Genomic DNA, 17,085 nt, shown 5'->3' with positions numbered 1-17,085 from the left:
AGAAGGTATGTCTCATTTTTTATGAATTAATAGGATGTATTTTTAGAAATTTTTCCATATGTGCCGCCACCGCCAATTTGGATTGACAGCTCGCCGCTTCGAGCAGAAAGAATGTGGTCTGCTATTACGGTTTTTACAACCTTTAGTAATTGTTCTCGTGACACAGCGTGTATGATATCCATGTCTGTTCCGAATGCATCACGCAGTTTTGTCAATGTCTTCGGACCGAGGCCCGGAATAAATTCTAGCGGAATCTGGTGGATATATGGTGGCCGGTTTCTTTGTGCAGTCTCGTTGCCTTTAAGTTCGTTTATTCGGTCGTTTACTCCCTTTATAAACCTAGTACTTCCACACTTGCTGCAAGCCTTATTATTTGGTTGAAAAGCATGTAAGCAATTTTCACAAGCAGAATTATAGTATTTTCCAAGATACGGATTCAGACCGTAATTCGCGATAATTTCTCTGCCTTCTTTTTCATGTAGTGCACATTTAAATTCATCAAATGTTGCTTCTTGTAAAGAGAGCATCTGATATTCACGGGCTATCTTCTCTAGTGAATGAGCGTCTGAGTTTGTTAAAAACGTATACATTGAAAGTTCCTCTAATGTAGATGCCATTTCTGTATTGGAACTTAAACCCAGCTCCACCGCATCGATCAAGTTCGGATCAAACACCTCGTTTAAAGACATTTTCACTCCTTTTCCGTACAAACTTTTGAAAGGAGTAAATATATGCGCAGGAATGAACAATCCACTTAAGGATTTCACAAATTGCTGCAATTCAATTGCACTACCGTACATTCGCTGTGAGCTAAGATTAATATTTTTCATTCTGGAAGATAGCCACTGACTTAAATGTTCCATCGTCTCGATGCTCGGCATGTATACAAGAACATGAATCGGCCCTTGGCAATTTTCGTCATTAATTTCTATTTCAGCGCCAGGTATGAGGGTTAGTCCATCAACATCCAATCCCCCGCCATTCAATTCCTTAATCATACCCTCTCTTCTTAACTGCTTTAACTCTTCCAGTATTTCTGGCGCATGACAATCAATGATTCCTACTATATTCAAACCCTTTTTATTCTTGGCTTCATTTAGAATGTTTGAAAGCGTTAATGAGCGTGAACCTGTAATCTTTATTGGCTTTCCTGTTCTCGATGCACCGATATGAATGTGCATATCGGCAAAAAACGGTGATAATTTACTTTTTGAATGCACGCTTTAACTCCATATACATAACACTGTAGGCTGTTTTCGCATCATGAATTCTTTCATCTTTCATCATTTCTTTTGCTTCATCAACGCTGATCTCCATGACATTTAAAAATTCATCTTCATCCGTCATTTGGGCACCTTGTTTTACAAGTGTGTCTGTAAAATACAGATGGATCAATTCATCAGCAAATCCAGGAGATGTATAGAACGAACCGATTGATTCCATCGACTCACAGCTATAACCTGTCTCTTCCATCAATTCGCGTTGTGCACATTCTAATGGATCTTCCCCTTTTTCTAGTTTTCCCGCCGGTATCTCAATGATGGTCTTTTCAAGAGGCTTACGGAACTGTTCGACCATCAGCATCTTCCCTTCATTCGTAACAGCAAGCACAGCCACAGCACCAGGGTGTTTTACAATCTCTCTTTTTCCTGTCTTTTTATTTGGAAGCTCAACTTCTTCTACATATAAATCAATAATCTTGCCGCTGTAAATTTGTTCTTTGCTCAGCGTCTTCTCATATAGATTTTCCATTTTTCACACTCCGATGGTCTATTTAACTTCTTTTCTACATAAAGTCTATCATACTTTGGAATACTGCATTTACTAGGATATGAAGGAGGTAATGCGGGTGAAGATCTACCTTCAGCCAAAAAGCATTACGTTAGTGGGAAAAGCGTGGCAGATTAAATACATGTTACGGAACTATATGAAACAGCACGAGCTCGTACAAGACTGGATTAATGCTTCCTCACCAAAAAAGTAAAGTCTGTATTAAGTAAGAATTAAACTGGTGCGAATGGATTCTTTCGCATCAGTTTTTTGTTATGGAAAATTCCGCATACAATTGCTTTTGGCTCATCGTTATTTTCATGTGCTGACTTTTTTCATTTTATGAATCAGTATGATACGTTTATTTCAGTTACATATCACAAAGAAATAATATTGAGGTGAGGATTTTGAATAAAAGACGATTAGGTTCATCTGACCTGTATGTAAGCGAACTTGGATTCGGCTGTATGTCACTCGCTCCTGAACTAGGTAGTGAAAACGAAAAGATTCTTAAAACAGCACTTGAGCAAGGAATCAATTATTTTGACACTGCCGATTTATACGGTTTTGGGTGGAATGAAGAGTTTGTCGGCAAGACTTTAAAGAGTGTACGACAAGATATCATTCTTGCTACAAAAGGCGGAAACGAATGGAATCAGTCTAAAGATGGCTGGAACTGGAATCCTTCAAAAAAACACATTAAGTCCGCATTTAAAGACAGTCTTAAACGTCTGCAAACGGATTATATTGATCTTTATCAGCTTCACGGAGGAACGATTGATGACCCTATGGATGAAACGATTGAGGCTTTTGAAGAACTAGTTTCTGAAGGACACGTTCGTTATTACGGTATTTCATCAATACGTCCGAACACGATTAAGTATTATGCTGAGCACTCTAACATTCAGAGCGTCATGATGCAGTATAGTTTATTGGATCGACGCCCCGAAGAACTTTTCTCCTATTTAAAGGAACAAAATATAAGTGTAATCGCAAGAGGTCCTGTTGCTAAAGGGTGGCTTAGCGAGAAAGTGTTTGATAAAAATCCAGAGGACCATTATTTAAATCATACTGGATCGGATATTCAGCAAAAAGTAGAAAAAGCAAAACATATTTTGCATGACAAAAATATTACACATGCAGCCCTTCAGTATGTTCTTAGTCAACCTGTTGTCGCAACCGCCACGGCTGGAGCAAGCTCAGTGGAACAGCTCCTAGAAAACATCAAGACTTTCGATCGTTCAGCTCTTACTAAGGAAGAGATTGCTACATTAAACACACTCTTCCCTGCTGAAATCTATGAAACACATCGTGCATAAAAGACAAAATAGTCCCATTCAGCTTGTGCTGAAGGGGACTATTTCTTTTTGGTTGTTTTATAAAGGATTGTTGCTTCTTAATCTTTTGTTCATTTACTGCTTTGACAAGTTGATTGGAGTGCAAGGTGAGAGACTCTCGGCTAGGACAGGCGGGCAGTCCGAAAAGTGGAAGTAGCTCGCTCAGCCCCGACAAGCAAAAGGTGAATGGGCAATAAAGGCGCACTTTGCCTTTTTGACCGTTTAACTTTTGACCTCGAGGGGCTAGCCACTGCAACTAGATAGGTGAGACACTTAAGAGTGAAGCGTACAAATGTGGCTCACCGCACTGCCCCGCGGAAAGCGAGCACCTGGAACGGAAATCAACTACTTTCAAAGCACCGATGAATTCGAAAACAGCCTTTTCTTTCTAAACAGATTTTAATAGCATCGCAATTCCTTGACCTCCGCCAATACAAAGGCTAGCTACTCCGTATTTTTCATTGCGGTGTCTCATTTCATAAGCGAGAGTTAACAATAGTCTTGCACCGCTCGCTCCAACTGGGTGGCCGAGTGCTATCGCACCGCCATTTACATTCGTTCGTTCACGATCCAGTTTTAATTCTTTTTCAACAGCTAAGTACTGAGAACTAAATGCTTCATTAATCTCAAATAAACCTATTTCATCAATAGAAAGGTTTGCTTTTTCAAGCAGCTTATTAATAGCTGGTACAGGTCCGATCCCCATGATGGATGGATCTACTCCCGTTACAGACCACGAGACAATTTCAACGAGTGGCTTTAAGCTTTTTTCGTTTACTGACTTTTCATGAGCAAGGATTAAAGACACTGCACCATCGTTAATTGACGATGAGTTACCTGCTGTAACTGTTCCGTCTTTTTGAAAAGAAGGTCTAAGTTGTCCGAGCAGAGATACAGAAGTCTCTGGTTTTATGCCTTCATCTTCAGTAAAAAGTGCGCCGCTTTTTAATGGTACAGGGACGATTTCTTCTTGAAATCTGCCCTTTTCTCTTGCGTCCGCTGCTTTACGATGACTTAAACTCGCATATTCATCTTGTTCTTCTCTAGAAATGTTATATTTCTCTGCAAGGTTTTCAGCTGTTATTCCCATACCACAGCCAATGTACTCATCACTTAAGGTTTGAAGGAGCATATCTTCAAATGAAATTGCGCCAAACTTTTGATTATGAAATCTATGATGAAAGGAAACGTGTGGGGACTGTGACATATTTTCTATGCCCCCGCAAAGTGCGATTCCTTCTTCCTGATCTCGAAGATTCTGCATCGCCGAAACGACCGCCTGCAAGCCTGATCCGCATAAGCGGTTAACGAGCATTGCAGGAACATCTGAAGGTACACCTGCTTTTAAAGCGGTATGGCGTGCGACATAAGCTGCATTCTTACTAGAATGAATCACATTTCCGTAAACCACATCTGTGATGTCTGTACTAGTGATATTAGCTCGTTTAATCGCCTCAAGAGCCGTTATTTCACCTAGATGTGCCGGGTTTACATCAGTTAAAGATTTTCCATACGAACCAAACGGTGTTCTAGCACCCTCGATTACATAGATCCCCATGTTTTTGCACCTCACATTTTAAAAAAGTAAAAAGCCAGCACAAATGATAATTCCACTTACAAAAAGAACGATCAAACAGAATCCCATAATATCTTTTGCTTTAAGTCCGGCAATTGCTAATGCAGGCAGCGCCCAAAAAGGTTGGATTAGATTAGTCCAAGCGTCACCCCATGCTACGGCCATCGCCGTTTTCGCTTGTGAAACGTCAAGTGCCTTAGCAGCATCCAATACAACATGAGCCTGCACAGCCCATTGTCCTCCGCCAGATGGAACAAAAACGTTGACGATTCCCGCACTTAAAAACGTAAACAATGGAAGAGTAGTCTCATTAGATATGGCTACAAACCATTCAGACATCTCAGTTACTAATCCTGAACCGACCATCATACCCATTATCCCAGCATAAAACGGAAACTGTATGATGATGCCGCTAGCCCCTTTTACAGCTTCTGCGACAGAATTTATATAGTTTCTCGGTGTTTTATGAAGCAGAATGCCTAAGAACAAGAAGATAAAATTGACAAAGTTGATGTTTAAGTTAAAGCCGTTTGCTGCAAAAAAGTAGATCATGTAGGCAAGTCCAAGAATCCCTATAATCATGGACAGCCACATGCTGTTTTCAAGCTTTTCTGCTGGTGTATCCGCTTCTGATAGAGTGGCTGCTTCAACTCCGTCATCCAGAAGGGACGCATCGATTTGGTAAGCTTCATCTTTATTCATCATAAGACGGTTTGTTAAAGGTAATAGAATAAAAAGAGCACCTATAATAAATAGATTAAAAGGGGCAAACAAAGTTTCATTCGTTGAGATGACTCCCATTGTTTTCTCCATAAAATGTCCAGGGGTAGCAATCGTTAAAGGAATGGAACCTGATAAACCACCGTGCCAAACAACAAATCCGCTATAAGCACTTGCGATCAACAAACGATAATCTGTATTTTTCACTTGACGTGCTAATTCTTTAGAAAAGATAGCACCAATAACTAAACCGAATCCCCAGTTTATCCAGCTTGCTAATAGCGCCACCAACGTAACACTGATGATGGCTTGCCCTGGTGTTTTAGCGTATGATGCGAGTTTTCTTAGCATTTTCTTAAAAAATGGCGAGCTCGCCAGCACATACCCTGTAACTAATATGAGGACCATCTGCATGGAAAACTCAAGTAGTTTCCAGAAGCCGTCTCCCCAAAATGACACCATTTTTACAGGGGACTGACCGGTAACGATCAGCCCAAACAAAAAGACTACTCCTGTAAGTAAGATGACGAATATAAAAGGATCAGGTAAAAACCGCTGCATCAATTTATTAGAGGCGCGGGTCATTGCTCCAAACATAGAACGGCCTCCTCTTTATCAATATGCGTTTAGTTTTACATCATCACTGACAGTAAGCTTTGCTTCAGTTGAGTTCAGTACATCATCTACTGAGTACCCTTCAGCCACTTCTCTCAGGACAAGACCTTTATCAGAAACATCCATTACAGCACGGTCCGTTATAATTCGTTCAACGACGCCTTTACCCGTTAATGGAAGCTGACATTGTTTTAAAATTTTGCTTTCTCCTGCTTTGTTCACATGCTCCATGATGACGATGATCTTTTTTGCGCCGTGCACTAGATCCATCGCACCGCCCATCCCTTTTATCATCTTTCCTGGAATCATCCAGTTTGCAAGATCTCCACTCTCTGAAACTTCCATTCCACCGAGGATTGCGATATCAATATGACCGCCTCGGATCATTGCAAAAGACTCAGAACTGTCAAAGTATGAAGCTCCCTTAATAGCAGTTACCGTTTCTTTTCCTGCGTTAATCAGGTCAGGATCCACTTCATTTTCATGAGGATATGGTCCAATTCCTAACAATCCGTTCTCAGATTGCAGGACTACCTCTTTATTATCTGATATGAAATTCGCCACCATCGTAGGCATTCCGATTCCTAAGTTTACATAGAACCCTGATTCGATTTCTTTCTCAGCTCTTTTGGCAATTCTCTCTCTAATGTTCATTATGGTTTCCCTCCTCTTATCCTTGTTTTACTGTTAGGCGCTCAATGCGTTTTTCTTGTGTTCCAACAATCATCTTCTGTACATATACACCTGGTGTATGTATGTAGTCGGGGTGCAATTCGCCGATTTCCACAAGCTCTTCTACTTCAGCGATCGTTACTCTTCCAGCTGCTGCGATCATCGGATTGAAGTTGCGCGCTGTTTTGTTATAAATGAGGTTTCCGGCTTTATCTCCTTTAGCCGCTCGAATTAAACTGAAGTCCGCTACGATTCCTTCTTCAAGCAAATATTCTTTTCCGTTGAACGTACGTGTTTCTTTTCCCTCAGCAATCGGCGTTCCTACTCCTGCCGGTGTGTAGAATGCTGGGATACCTGCTCCGCCCGCTCTGATTCTTTCTGCCAGTGTACCTTGAGGAATCAAGTCTACTTCGATTTCCCCTGATAAAACTTGTCTTTCAAACTCTTTGTTCTCACCAACATAAGAACCTACCATTTTTTTAATCTGTTTATTTTTGAGTAAAAGACCAAGTCCCCAATCATCTACTCCACAATTGTTTGAGATTACTGTAAGGTCTTTTGTTCCTTTTTCAACTAATGCTAGGATTAAGTTTTCAGGAATTCCAACTAATCCAAATCCCCCTACTAATAGTGTAGATCCGTCTTTTATATCAGCTACAGCTTCAAGTGCTGAGTTCACAATAGGTTTCATGTTAATCTCTCCTCGTATAATACTTAATAAGTGTGTTGTTTCTAAGACGTTAATTATTCTCTTCGTTTTCAAAGATCGAAGCTACACCTTGACCGCCGCCGATACAGAGTGTTGCAAGGCCTCTCTTTGAATTCCTGCGCTTCATCTCATGAAGCAGCGTTACCACAATTCTTGCACCGCTTGCTCCGATCGGATGACCGAGTGCAATCGCTCCTCCGTTTACATTCAGCTTTTCTTTATCAAACTCCAGATCTTTGCCAACAGCGAGAGATTGGCTTGCAAATGCTTCATTTGCTTCGACAAGATCGAAATCCTTCATACTCAATTCTGTCTTCTTCAATACTTTCTTCACTGCTTCTACTGGGCCGATCCCCATCACTTCAGGTGCAACACCAGCACTAGCATTTGCTTTAACGACCGCAAGCGGTTTAAGTCCTAACTCTTCAGCTTTCTTTCTGCTCATCACAACAAGTGCGGCTGCACCGTCATTAATACCAGAAGCATTCCCCGCTGTTACCATGCCGTCTTTTTTAAATGCTGGCCGTAGCTTGCCTAACTTTTCAGCTGTCGAGCTTGGTTTTGGATACTCATCTTTATCTATAATCACCGGATCTCCCTTGCGCTGAGGAATCTCCACTGGTGTGATCTCATCATCAAACTTTCCTTGTTCTTGTGCTTGAGCACATTTTCTTTGGCTTTCGGCTGCAAATTCGTCTAATTCTTCACGTGATAGAGAATGTGTTTCACATAAATTTTCTGCCGTAATCCCCATATGATAATCACCAAAAGCACACCATAGTCCATCTTGGATCATGGAATCTACCATAGGAGCGTTCCCCATACGCAGACCGTCTCTCGCCCCGTTTAATAGATAAGGAGCTTGGCTCATGTTTTCCATACCACCGCAAACGATAGTATCTGCTTCGTTCAGCCAGATGGATTGGCACGCTAAATGAATGGCCTTTAAGCCTGAACCACATACTTTATTGATCGTCATGCTAGATACCTCATTCGGTAACCCAGCTTTAATGGCAGCTTGTCTTGCAGGATTTTGTCCAAGTCCTGCTTGCAGAACATTCCCCATAATGACTTCATCTACGGAATCGTGTGGAATGCCCGCTTTTTTTAACGCGTCTTTAATAGCAATTGATCCCAGGTCCGTTGCCGATACCGTTTTAAAACTTCCCATAAAACTTCCGATCGGTGTTCTGACAGCGCTTACAATCACAGCATCTCTCTCTCTTGAAACCATTCCTAGTCTCCTCCTTATTAAACGCAATAATATTTCTGAAAATTCCTTTTTATCATACCATAACATTTGAAATGTGTTGCAACTGACGATTTTTTTTAGTTAAAATAAAGAAAGGAAAACGCTTTCTAGAAAGGGGTTTTACATCAGTGGACTTACCTGAACGAGTCACACTTATCGAAGTTGGACCGCGGGATGGACTTCAAAACGAAAAGAATCTAATCCCCGTAAAAAACAAGATTGAATTCATTTCATTACTGAAGAATGCGGGGTTTCAAGAAATGGAGCTCACCTCATTTGTTTCGCCAAAATGGGTGCCTCAAATGCAAGACGCCTCCGTTGTTATTGAAAATTGCTTAGATGACCTGCGGAACTTTGTTCTGGCTCCTAACAAAAAGGGAATCGATTTAGCTACTGAATCAGGCGTGAAACATATCGCTGTGTTTGTTGGTGTAAGTGACGCATTCAATAAAAAAAATATCAACAAAACGACCGAAGAAAGTATGAATGAATTAAGACCTCTTATTGATGAATTGAAAAGGAAAGGGTATTTTGTAAGGGCTTGTATCTCTACAAGTTTTTATTGTCCTTTTGAAGGAAAAATCGATGAACACGATGTATTAAAAGTTTGCCTAGAATTTGAAGAAATGGGTGTAGATGAACTCAGTGTAGCTGACACGATCGGAATGGCTAATCCATCGGAGTGCTATGAATTGTTTACATTATTAAAGCATCATCTGCGTGCAACCACTCTGCTTACCGCTCATTTTCACGACACGCGTGGAATGGCACTTGCCAACATTTTTGCTAGTCTACAAGCTGGGATTGACCGTTTTGATACTTCTGCCGGAGGGCTTGGCGGCTGCCCGTTTGCACCAGGAGCTTCTGGAAACGTTGCTTCTGAAGATGTCGTCTATATGCTATCTCAAATGGGCATTTCAACAGGTATTCACTTGGATAAACTGCTTGAAGCTGCAGCCTACATATCTCCGCTTCTTTCTAAGCCAGTTGCAAGCAAGCAATTTAACTTAGTAAGGAACGTTCCTCAGCATTAAAAAACACGGGCTTACACACCCGTGTTTTTTTTCGTTTTATCGTAATATTTCATTGAAGGATTTAACATTTCTGCAGGGCTTTTTAACGCGAAATGATTGCCAGCTGTTACATCGATCGTCATTTTCTCATCAAAGAAAACAGCTTTGTTATATTCCATATAAAGGTCGGGACCATTCGTCTCGATTTTCGTGTCATTATCCTCTGTTTGATCAACTAGCCAAAGGGCCGCGACCCCACTCACAACACACCCACAACCTTCTGTATCATGCTTAAGTTTTAAGTACCCTTTTTTCCCTTGCACCTTTTTTTCTAACCGTTTTAATGCTGCATCTGTGAATACAATCTCCATGCTGTTTTAAGACTCACCTTTCTTCTTCAAAACTTTAATTGCCCAGTTACACCATGATAGCCAGCTTTCCATATAACGAATGCCGAATTCACTCGTCAAATACTCGCCAAGTTCATTTTTTTCATACTTTCCTTTTGGAAAGTTCTCCTCTTGCCATCTTTTCGTCATCATTAGGCCCATCTGATGGTGTTCTTTACTCTTCTCTAAAAAATCAATCGCTTTTTCTGTAGGAATAAAGTGAAACATAGATACTCTTAATAATAGATCGTCCTTCAGTTTCGGGACATTTACAGGCTTGTTCAGCATCCATTCAAGAAGCTGTTCAAAACCTTTATCGGTGATCGTATATATTTTTTTATCTGGATAATCACTCTGCTGAACCGTTTTAGATTGAGTTAGACCTTCTTCTTCCATTTTCAATAGTTCACGATAGATCTGGGTGTGGTGGGCTGTCCAAAAATGAATAACCGTTTCTTTAAATTGCTGTGTAAGCTCATATCCTGTTGCTTCATTTTTTGCCAATAAACCTAACAGCGCATACCTTAACGCCATTTGTTACCCTTCTTTCATACTGTACTGTTTTGCATTGTAACATATTTTTCACAAATTATTTATTCTTATTACTTGATAAAAATCTTATACACACATTATATTATAGATAAACATATGTGAAAATACACATATAAAAACATACGTAGGAGAGGAATCAATGAACTGGCTAACGAAATTCAGTTTAAAAAACCCAGTAGCGATATTTATCTTTTCATTTTTGCTCATTGTTGGAGGGGTATTCTCGTTCACGAACTTAAAAGTGGATCTGCTTCCCAATGTCGAGTTTCCACAATTGACGGTTCAAACTGTCTATCCAGGAGCATCTCCTGAAGATGTAAACAAACAAGTAACAGACAAACTTGAAACTCAATTAAAGCAGGTAGAAGATGTAAAATCAGTAAAAAGCTCTTCTCTTGAAAGTGTTTCGATCATTAGTATGGACTTTCCTTTTACAGCGAATATGGATGATGTAGAGGATCAAGTAAAATCGGTCATTTCAGAAACAGATCTTCCGGATGATGTTGAACCTGAAGTAAGCCGCTTTTCATTTGGAACCATACCTATTTACAATATTTCTTTATTCCCTGAAAAAGAAGGAGAAAACATTCAAGCGTTTGTAAACGATGAATTGGTTTCAGAACTTAAAAAGATTCAAGGCGTTAACAACGTTTCTGTAGGCGGTGTAAAAGAAACATTCGTTTCGATTACATTAGATAAAGAAAAAGCCAAAGAAGCTGGAGTAACACTAAATTCAGTGAAAGAAGCGATCAACGGCCGCGCTATTTCATTCCCGGCAGGTACAGTAACAGACGACTCGATTACGGTTCCGGTTCGAGTTGAAGAAGCCGTAGACACGGTGGCTGAACTTAAAGAAATTACAATCTCCAGCAGCCAAGGATCACCTGCTCAATCTCCTGGTGGAGCTGGAAATGCACCCGGTCCTGGTGCACCTGGTGGCACTGGCGGTGGAGCACCTGGCGGACAAGGAGCACCTGCTCAAACACAGGCTCCTCAAGCACCAGCCAGCTTAAAACTTGGTGACATTGCTGAAATTAAAGAAACAGATGATGTAAGTGAGATTACAAGATATAACCAAAAGGCTTCTCTATCTATGGCTGTCACGAAAAAGCAAGATGCAAACACGGTAGAAGTCGCTGAAAAAGTAATCGAAGTTCTTAACAAAAAGAAATACGATGATAAGTTAGATTACGCGATTGGATTCGGACAGGCGGAAGGCATCAAAGATTCCGTAAACACACTTGTTAAAGAGGGATTATTCGGTGCATTATTCGCTTCCCTAGCCGTTTTGATCTTCCTTAGAAACTTTAGAGCGACCATTATCGCAATTATCTCCATCCCGCTCTCATTGCTTGTTTCAGCTATCTTCTTAGACCGCCTTGATATCACCTTAAATATTATGACTCTAGGCGGAATGGCTGTCGCAGTCGGGCGTGTTGTAGATGATAGCATCGTTGTTATTGAGAATATCTTTAGAAGGATCAGAAAAACAGATGGAGTCTATGACCGTGATGAACTGATTATCGACTCTACACGCGAGATCTTAAAAGCAATTGTGTCTTCCACGATTACAACCGTTGTTGTATTCTTGCCGCTCGGTTTAGTCGGCGGAGTAACAGGTGAGTTCTTCTTGCCATTTGCTTTAACGGTTGTGTTTGCGCTGTTAGCATCACTGATCGTTGCTGTTACAATTGTACCAATCTTAGCAAAATATGCATTTAAGAAAGTTAAACCAGAGAAAAATGATGGTCTGTTGCAGCGCGGTTATGAAAAACTAATTAAAGCCTCTCTGAACCATAAGATCCTTGTTCTCTTCACTTCATTTATTCTTTTAGGAGGATCCTTCTTCCTGGCAACAAAATTGGGTATGGTATTCCTTCCGAATGAAGAGCAGAAAACATTAACCGTTAACGTAGAATTGCCTGCGAGTACAAATGTCACAAAAACTAATGAAATCTCTCTTGAGGTTGAAGATTATCTGGCTAAAAGAGACACGATAAAAGATGTTACAGCTGGTATTGGATCACGTGATTTCCAAACTGGCCTCAAACGTCAAAATGTTGCTAACTATTTTGTAAACCTTAAAAAAGAAGCAAACGTTGAAACAGAATTAAAAGAACTTGAAAAAGATATAAAAGCCATTACTGATGAAAAAGCAGAAGGAACCGTTATCAGCTTGCAAGAAGTTTCAAGCGGCGGACCTCCATCTAATAACGAAGTCAACATCGATTTATACTCAAACAACTTAGAAGATTTACAAAAGGCTGCAAGCCAGGTTGAAGAGTACATGAAGACTCTCGATTCGATCAAATATGTATCGAACAACTTTAAAGATACGCAAAAGCAATGGGCTGTTTCAATCGATACAGAAAAAGCAGCTGAAAAAGGCGTGTCAGGGTTTGCTGTTTTAGGAGCAGTTTCTGATGTAACGAAGCCTGTTGAAGTCGGTGAACTTACGTTAGACGGAAACCAAAAGAATGTAAAAGTTGAGTATGACGAATCTGTCAAATCTCTAGATGAAATTAAGGATCTTACTGTATTCGGTTCATCTGGCCCAGTAAAAATTTCAGACGTTGCTGATGTTTCTGAAAAAGAAACCGTAACAGGCATCCAGAAGCTAGATGGTAAGATATATGCTCAAGTCTCTGCACAAGTTAAAGGAGACAACGTTCAAAAGGTTACACAGGACGTTATCAAAGGCGTTGAAGATAATGTAGATCTTCCTGCTTCTGTATCAACTGAAGGCGGCGGCGGAAGCGAAGAAACGATGGATACGTTTAAAGATCTCGGTCTTGCGATGCTTGTTGCTATCGGTCTCGTATACTTAACGATGCTGATTACCTTTGGTCGTGCTCGTATACCGTTTATCATCCTTTCTTCTCTCCTATTCGTTCCTGTCGGAGCAATCGGAGGACTATATTTGATCAATGAACCACTATCAGTAAGTGCGATGATTGGGATACTCATGCTGATTGGTATCGTTACAACGAATGCTATCGTATTAGTAGACCGTATCGGCCAGAACCGTGAAATTAAAGGGATGCCAGTACGTGAGGCTCTCTTAGAAGCAGGAAAAACCCGCTTGCGGCCGATCTTAATGACAGCATTCGCGACCATTGCAGCATTAATTCCGCTTGCATTAACAACATCCTCTGGAACGCTGATTTCCAAAGGTCTAGCGATTGTTGTTATCGGAGGACTAACGACTTCTACTTTGTTAACATTGATTATCGTACCTGTCCTTTATGAATTATTCTTTAGAAGACAGGCAAAACGTGAAAAAGCTAAGATCACTTCATAACTATAAAAAGAGTACTGCTCACCTCTTCTCGAGGCAGCGGTACTCTTTTTTTGCTGTTTTTGAAAGTGGTTGATTTCCGTTACAGGTGCTTCACTTTCCGTGGGCGGTGAGCGATTTAACAATTTAGGGTTTGATGGCCGTGTTCTTGCTCCTGCGTCTACATGTAAATGCTGCCGAAGTAGGCTTCCTCGTCGCATGCCTTACGAGACTTTTAGAACTTATATATCTAGATGCACAGAACACTTTTTTATGCCAAAATACCTTATTTTATCCTTGAATTTGCACATTGGGACTAAAGACCCTGTTTTACCTGACTTGCTAATGGGAAATATATCAGCAATATCAAATTCAGGAGGCTGAAAAATCATGAAACAAATATGCTCAAGAAAAGTAAAAGTTACAGCAAAATATACGGTCAATAAAGCCATAGAAATTATGCAATCTGCTAAAAAAATTAACAGTCAGCTTTTTTTATCTAAAGACGGTATTACTGTCCACGCCTCTGGATTATCTCAGCTTGTTTCATTCTTCTTAACACTGAAAGAAGGAGATTCATTTCTTTATATCGTTGAAGGGGCTGATGCTGAGTCTGCCATGAGCATGATCTCACCGCAAGAAACTGTATCTCAATCGTTATAAGCCTACTTTCGCCTTCATTTTCTTTTTGAAGATTAGAGGTAAACCTACAATGACAAACAGCAAGGTTGTCCCGATCCACACCACTTCCTTGCTTCCCGATGTCATTGATGTCCCTAAATACGTATACGCGATTGTACCTGGAATGATTCCAATCGCTGTTGCAATCGCATAGTCTTTAAACTTCACCTTTGTTAATGATGTTAAATAGCTGACAAGGTCAAAATTTAAAACCGGCAACAATCTCAATAATAGGACATAACGAATACCTTCTCTTTCTATCTTGCTGCGTACTTTTTCATATTTTTCATTTTTCCATTGTTTACTTTTCTTAAAACGGCCCAGGCGGTTGATCGCGTAATAAGTTAGGAGTCCCCCTCCAAGCGATCCTATATAGGTATATAGACATCCCCAATAAAAACCGAATGATAGACCGCTTGTTATAGCAAAAATGGAAGATGGAAATAACACAAAAGGCCGCACTGAATAAAGGACAACGAAGATAAATGGAGCAATCCATCCCCACTGCATGATCCAATTTCTAAATTCTTCAGGACTGAATCCCTTATAATTTTTTTGCAGCCAGAGAATAAACACAATCACTGCTACAGAAAACAAAGCAATGTATAGCCATTTTTTTGTTAATTTCATATTCCCTCCATATAAAGATTTCATTTAGTATGCATTTTTCCTTCTTCTGCACATATCCATACATAGTGTGATTGGCAAAGGAGGTTATCTATTATGATAGTTAAGGCAACTGCACCTATTTATGCAGAGCGCGCAGCAAAACTTATTGAGCTAACAGGAAGCTTTACAGAATCTATCTATTTAAAAAAAGGGGATCGCACCGCTGATGGAAAAAGTTTTTTGGGCATTATTGCACTATCCATCTATCCAGACGATTCCGTTGAAATTATTTGTGATCCGCCTAGTACTCAACTAAAAGAAAGAATACTATCTTCTGGACTTTTCTCAAGCTGTAATTCATAAGGTTTACTATTTACTAGTTATCATTTTATTACAGCCGCTAATTTTTGGCTAATTTTCCCTTATGCGGCCACTTATCAAAGTGGTTTTGTATCATTTGTATAACAGCTTTATTGAAAAGCTAAAGCGGAAGCTAGCATTCTAAAACGAAATCAACCACTCCTAAGAACAATAAGGTTATATAAAAATCCATATAAGTAGCCGGGATTAATTCCTCGGCTTTTTTTCATTCACCTATTTATTAAATTGATTCTCATTTAAGTCTTCCTAATCCATATCACTGTATTAAGCTTATTAATCAGTTAAATTATATATAAAAATGCACTTACTTCTATTAAAAATGAATTGGCGGTATACTAAAAAGAGGCATATAACTATTTTTATAAAAACGGATTTTTGAATAAGGTGGGTACAGAATGGAAGCTGCTCTACTAGGAAGTGTTTTATCTGCATTAGCAACCGGATTTGGTGCTTTACCTGTTCTCTTCTGGTCACAGGTAACACACCGGTTCCGTGACATCTTGCTTGCCTTTACAGCAGGCATCATGGTCGCTGCATCTACTTTTAGCTTGATTCCTCAAGCTTTAAAATTATCAAACTTAACTGTGCTGACAATCGGGATCACACTCGGTACCTTAACACTATTGGTTTTAGAAAGATTCGTTCCGCATGTTGATCTCGATCATTCTAAAATCTTTAAAGGCATTGATTCAAAGGCTTTTCTTGTTATTGCTGCGATAACACTGCATAACTTACCTGAGGGACTTTCTGTTGGTGTCAGCTATGCGAGTGATAATACAGGACTGGGCGGTTTGATTGCATTCGCGATTGGTCTTCAGAACGCACCTGAGGGAATGCTTGTGGCACTTTTTTTGATTCATCAGAAGATGAACAGAATAAAAGCGTTCGTTATTGCAACGTTAACAGGTGCTGTTGAAATCGTCACCGCGATGCTTGGCTACCTTTTAACTTCGTATGTGGAGAACCTTGTGCCATATGGTCTTTCTTTTGCAGCCGGTGCTATGCTCTTTATCGTATACAAAGAGCTCATTCCTGAAAGCCATGGAGACGGCCACGCACGTTCTGCTACATTATCATTTATTGCGGGGCTATTGATCATGATCTACTTAACACAGATTTTCGGATGATAATAAAAGGCTGTTAAAAGACCTTTTTAAAATGGCGTAATTAAAAACTGGCCCTGCATCGGACCAGTTTTTTTTATGCGTAATCAATATTCATAATTTCCGTGACTTTTAGGATATGCATCTTATCGGCCTCATCCATCACACGTAATTCCTTTTTGAATTCATCTACGTAATGAACCTGCCCCTTAATCTCAGCACTTCTTCCTTTTTCAAAATACGTAAACTTTAATGTTTGATTCTCCTCCATCGCGACACAGATTGTCTCATTAAATTCTTCGTACTTTTGTTCATCTAGTTCGGGTTTTCGCCCGTAATCCAGACCGTCCTGATGTTCTCTTAACATTTTCACGTGTTCCGGCAGCATCATCGCCGTCCACTTAATAGTGCCTCTGTCACGAATCACTG

The 17,085-nt window shown here is 40.1% G+C and carries 18 protein-coding genes; 7 read left to right on the top strand and 11 right to left on the bottom strand.

All coding sequences use genetic code 11. From position 1 onward, the window contains the following. Positions 1-26: 26 nt before the first annotated feature. Together P8610_RS02960 and P8610_RS02955 are read right to left on the bottom strand one after the other, a co-directional pair. The gene (locus P8610_RS02960; RefSeq protein WP_394603019.1) at positions 27-1,220 is read right to left on the bottom strand and encodes an endonuclease Q family protein; all 1,194 of its coding nucleotides are present in this window, start codon (positions 1,218-1,220) and stop codon (positions 27-29) included. Next, positions 1,204-1,752, bottom strand: a complete 549-nt coding sequence (locus P8610_RS02955) for an NUDIX hydrolase (protein ID WP_289495237.1) — start codon at positions 1,750-1,752, stop codon at positions 1,204-1,206. The genes P8610_RS02960 and P8610_RS02955 overlap by 17 nt, the downstream gene beginning before the upstream one ends. Before the next feature lie 97 nt (positions 1,753-1,849). Between P8610_RS02955 and mciZ the strand changes: the two genes are divergently transcribed. Further along, positions 1,850-1,984: a Z-ring formation inhibitor MciZ gene (gene mciZ / locus P8610_RS02950; protein ID WP_289495236.1), complete on the top strand. Its 135-nt coding sequence runs from the start codon at positions 1,850-1,852 to the stop codon at positions 1,982-1,984. A 193-nt stretch (positions 1,985-2,177) separates the two neighbouring features. Next, positions 2,178-3,089, top strand: coding sequence for an aldo/keto reductase (locus P8610_RS02945; protein WP_394603018.1), 912 nt, complete (start codon positions 2,178-2,180; stop codon positions 3,087-3,089). A 406-nt stretch (positions 3,090-3,495) separates the two neighbouring features. Here P8610_RS02945 and P8610_RS02940 read toward each other — a convergent pair whose 3' ends face one another. Genes P8610_RS02940 through P8610_RS02920 form a run of 5 tightly spaced genes read right to left on the bottom strand, consistent with a single transcriptional unit; the run spans position 3,496 to position 8,633 of the window. After that, entirely contained in the window at positions 3,496-4,665 is a 1,170-nt protein-coding gene (locus tag P8610_RS02940; RefSeq protein WP_394603017.1) for a thiolase family protein, read from the bottom strand. Between the two features lie 18 nt (positions 4,666-4,683). Then, positions 4,684-6,000, bottom strand: coding sequence for a short-chain fatty acid transporter (locus tag P8610_RS02935; RefSeq protein ID WP_394603016.1), 1,317 nt, complete (start codon positions 5,998-6,000; stop codon positions 4,684-4,686). A gap of 18 nt (positions 6,001-6,018) precedes the next feature. Further along, positions 6,019-6,672 (bottom strand): CoA transferase subunit B, encoded by a 654-nt coding sequence (locus P8610_RS02930; RefSeq protein WP_394603015.1) that lies wholly within the window; start codon positions 6,670-6,672, stop codon positions 6,019-6,021. A gap of 16 nt (positions 6,673-6,688) precedes the next feature. Then, positions 6,689-7,381 (bottom strand): CoA transferase subunit A, encoded by a 693-nt coding sequence (locus tag P8610_RS02925; protein ID WP_289495229.1) that lies wholly within the window; start codon positions 7,379-7,381, stop codon positions 6,689-6,691. A 49-nt stretch (positions 7,382-7,430) separates the two neighbouring features. Beyond that, complete coding sequence (locus tag P8610_RS02920) at positions 7,431-8,633, bottom strand: acetyl-CoA C-acetyltransferase (RefSeq protein WP_289495228.1); 1,203 nt, start codon at positions 8,631-8,633, stop codon at positions 7,431-7,433. Positions 8,634-8,779: 146 nt separating this feature from the next. Here P8610_RS02920 and P8610_RS02915 point away from each other — a divergent pair, with 146 nt between their 5' ends. Then, positions 8,780-9,685 (top strand): hydroxymethylglutaryl-CoA lyase, encoded by a 906-nt coding sequence (locus P8610_RS02915; RefSeq protein WP_289495227.1) that lies wholly within the window; start codon positions 8,780-8,782, stop codon positions 9,683-9,685. 11 nt (positions 9,686-9,696) lie between these two features. On the opposite strand, the gene P8610_RS02910 is transcribed toward P8610_RS02915, so the two are convergent. Then, on the bottom strand, positions 9,697-10,035 hold the full coding sequence (locus P8610_RS02910; protein WP_394603014.1) for an iron-sulfur cluster biosynthesis family protein: 339 nt from the start codon (positions 10,033-10,035) through the stop codon (positions 9,697-9,699). 6 nt (positions 10,036-10,041) lie between these two features. Beyond that, complete coding sequence (locus tag P8610_RS02905; protein WP_394603013.1) at positions 10,042-10,587, bottom strand: PadR family transcriptional regulator; 546 nt, start codon at positions 10,585-10,587, stop codon at positions 10,042-10,044. A gap of 157 nt (positions 10,588-10,744) precedes the next feature. Here P8610_RS02905 and P8610_RS02900 point away from each other — a divergent pair, with 157 nt between their 5' ends. Continuing rightward, a complete protein-coding gene (locus P8610_RS02900; protein ID WP_394603012.1) occupies positions 10,745-13,906 on the top strand; it encodes an efflux RND transporter permease subunit in 3,162 nt (1,053 codons plus the stop codon). 366 nt (positions 13,907-14,272) lie between these two features. After that, positions 14,273-14,545: an HPr family phosphocarrier protein gene (locus tag P8610_RS02895; protein WP_394603011.1), complete on the top strand. Its 273-nt coding sequence runs from the start codon at positions 14,273-14,275 to the stop codon at positions 14,543-14,545. Here the strand turns inward: P8610_RS02895 and P8610_RS02890 are convergent. Then, positions 14,540-15,193, bottom strand: coding sequence for a TVP38/TMEM64 family protein (locus P8610_RS02890; RefSeq protein WP_394603010.1), 654 nt, complete (start codon positions 15,191-15,193; stop codon positions 14,540-14,542). The two genes, P8610_RS02895 and P8610_RS02890, sit on opposite strands and share 6 nt — an antisense overlap. Before the next feature lie 93 nt (positions 15,194-15,286). Here P8610_RS02890 and P8610_RS02885 point away from each other — a divergent pair, with 93 nt between their 5' ends. Together P8610_RS02885 and P8610_RS02880 are read left to right on the top strand one after the other, a co-directional pair. Continuing rightward, positions 15,287-15,535 (top strand): HPr family phosphocarrier protein, encoded by a 249-nt coding sequence (locus tag P8610_RS02885; protein ID WP_394603009.1) that lies wholly within the window; start codon positions 15,287-15,289, stop codon positions 15,533-15,535. A 413-nt stretch (positions 15,536-15,948) separates the two neighbouring features. After that, the gene (locus P8610_RS02880) at positions 15,949-16,680 is read left to right on the top strand and encodes a ZIP family metal transporter (protein ID WP_289495220.1); all 732 of its coding nucleotides are present in this window, start codon (positions 15,949-15,951) and stop codon (positions 16,678-16,680) included. 73 nt (positions 16,681-16,753) lie between these two features. Here P8610_RS02880 and P8610_RS02875 read toward each other — a convergent pair whose 3' ends face one another. After that, the gene (locus tag P8610_RS02875; RefSeq protein ID WP_394603008.1) at positions 16,754-17,083 is read right to left on the bottom strand and encodes a YolD-like family protein; all 330 of its coding nucleotides are present in this window, start codon (positions 17,081-17,083) and stop codon (positions 16,754-16,756) included. Between the last annotated feature and the right edge of the window lie 2 nt (positions 17,084-17,085).

It is taken from the genome of Fictibacillus sp. UD (assembly GCF_043558025.1).
Classification (GTDB): Bacteria; Bacillota; Bacilli; order Bacillales; family Fictibacillaceae; genus Fictibacillus.
Note: the sequence above shows the minus strand (reverse complement) of the source record. Positions and strands in the feature narration are given on the sequence as shown.

Excerpts from the sequence above, each read along its gene's own strand:
- P8610_RS02955 (WP_289495237.1), bottom strand. The coding sequence starts at position 1,752 with ATGGAAAATCTATATGAGAAGACGCTGAGCAAAGAACAAATTTACAGC.
- P8610_RS02925 (WP_289495229.1), bottom strand. The coding sequence starts at position 7,381 with ATGAAACCTATTGTGAACTCAGCACTTGAAGCTGTAGCTGATATAAAA.
- P8610_RS02880 (WP_289495220.1), top strand. The coding sequence starts at position 15,949 with ATGGAAGCTGCTCTACTAGGAAGTGTTTTATCTGCATTAGCAACCGGA.
- P8610_RS02940 (WP_394603017.1), bottom strand. The coding sequence starts at position 4,665 with ATGGGGATCTATGTAATCGAGGGTGCTAGAACACCGTTTGGTTCGTAT.
- P8610_RS02895 (WP_394603011.1), top strand. The coding sequence starts at position 14,273 with ATGAAACAAATATGCTCAAGAAAAGTAAAAGTTACAGCAAAATATACG.
- P8610_RS02920 (WP_289495228.1), bottom strand. The coding sequence starts at position 8,633 with ATGGTTTCAAGAGAGAGAGATGCTGTGATTGTAAGCGCTGTCAGAACA.
- P8610_RS02885 (WP_394603009.1), top strand. The coding sequence starts at position 15,287 with ATGATAGTTAAGGCAACTGCACCTATTTATGCAGAGCGCGCAGCAAAA.
- P8610_RS02905 (WP_394603013.1), bottom strand. The coding sequence starts at position 10,587 with ATGGCGTTAAGGTATGCGCTGTTAGGTTTATTGGCAAAAAATGAAGCA.
- P8610_RS02910 (WP_394603014.1), bottom strand. The coding sequence starts at position 10,035 with ATGGAGATTGTATTCACAGATGCAGCATTAAAACGGTTAGAAAAAAAG.
- P8610_RS02890 (WP_394603010.1), bottom strand. The coding sequence starts at position 15,193 with ATGAAATTAACAAAAAAATGGCTATACATTGCTTTGTTTTCTGTAGCA.
- P8610_RS02935 (WP_394603016.1), bottom strand. The coding sequence starts at position 6,000 with ATGTTTGGAGCAATGACCCGCGCCTCTAATAAATTGATGCAGCGGTTT.
- P8610_RS02930 (WP_394603015.1), bottom strand. The coding sequence starts at position 6,672 with ATGAACATTAGAGAGAGAATTGCCAAAAGAGCTGAGAAAGAAATCGAA.
- P8610_RS02900 (WP_394603012.1), top strand. The coding sequence starts at position 10,745 with ATGAACTGGCTAACGAAATTCAGTTTAAAAAACCCAGTAGCGATATTT.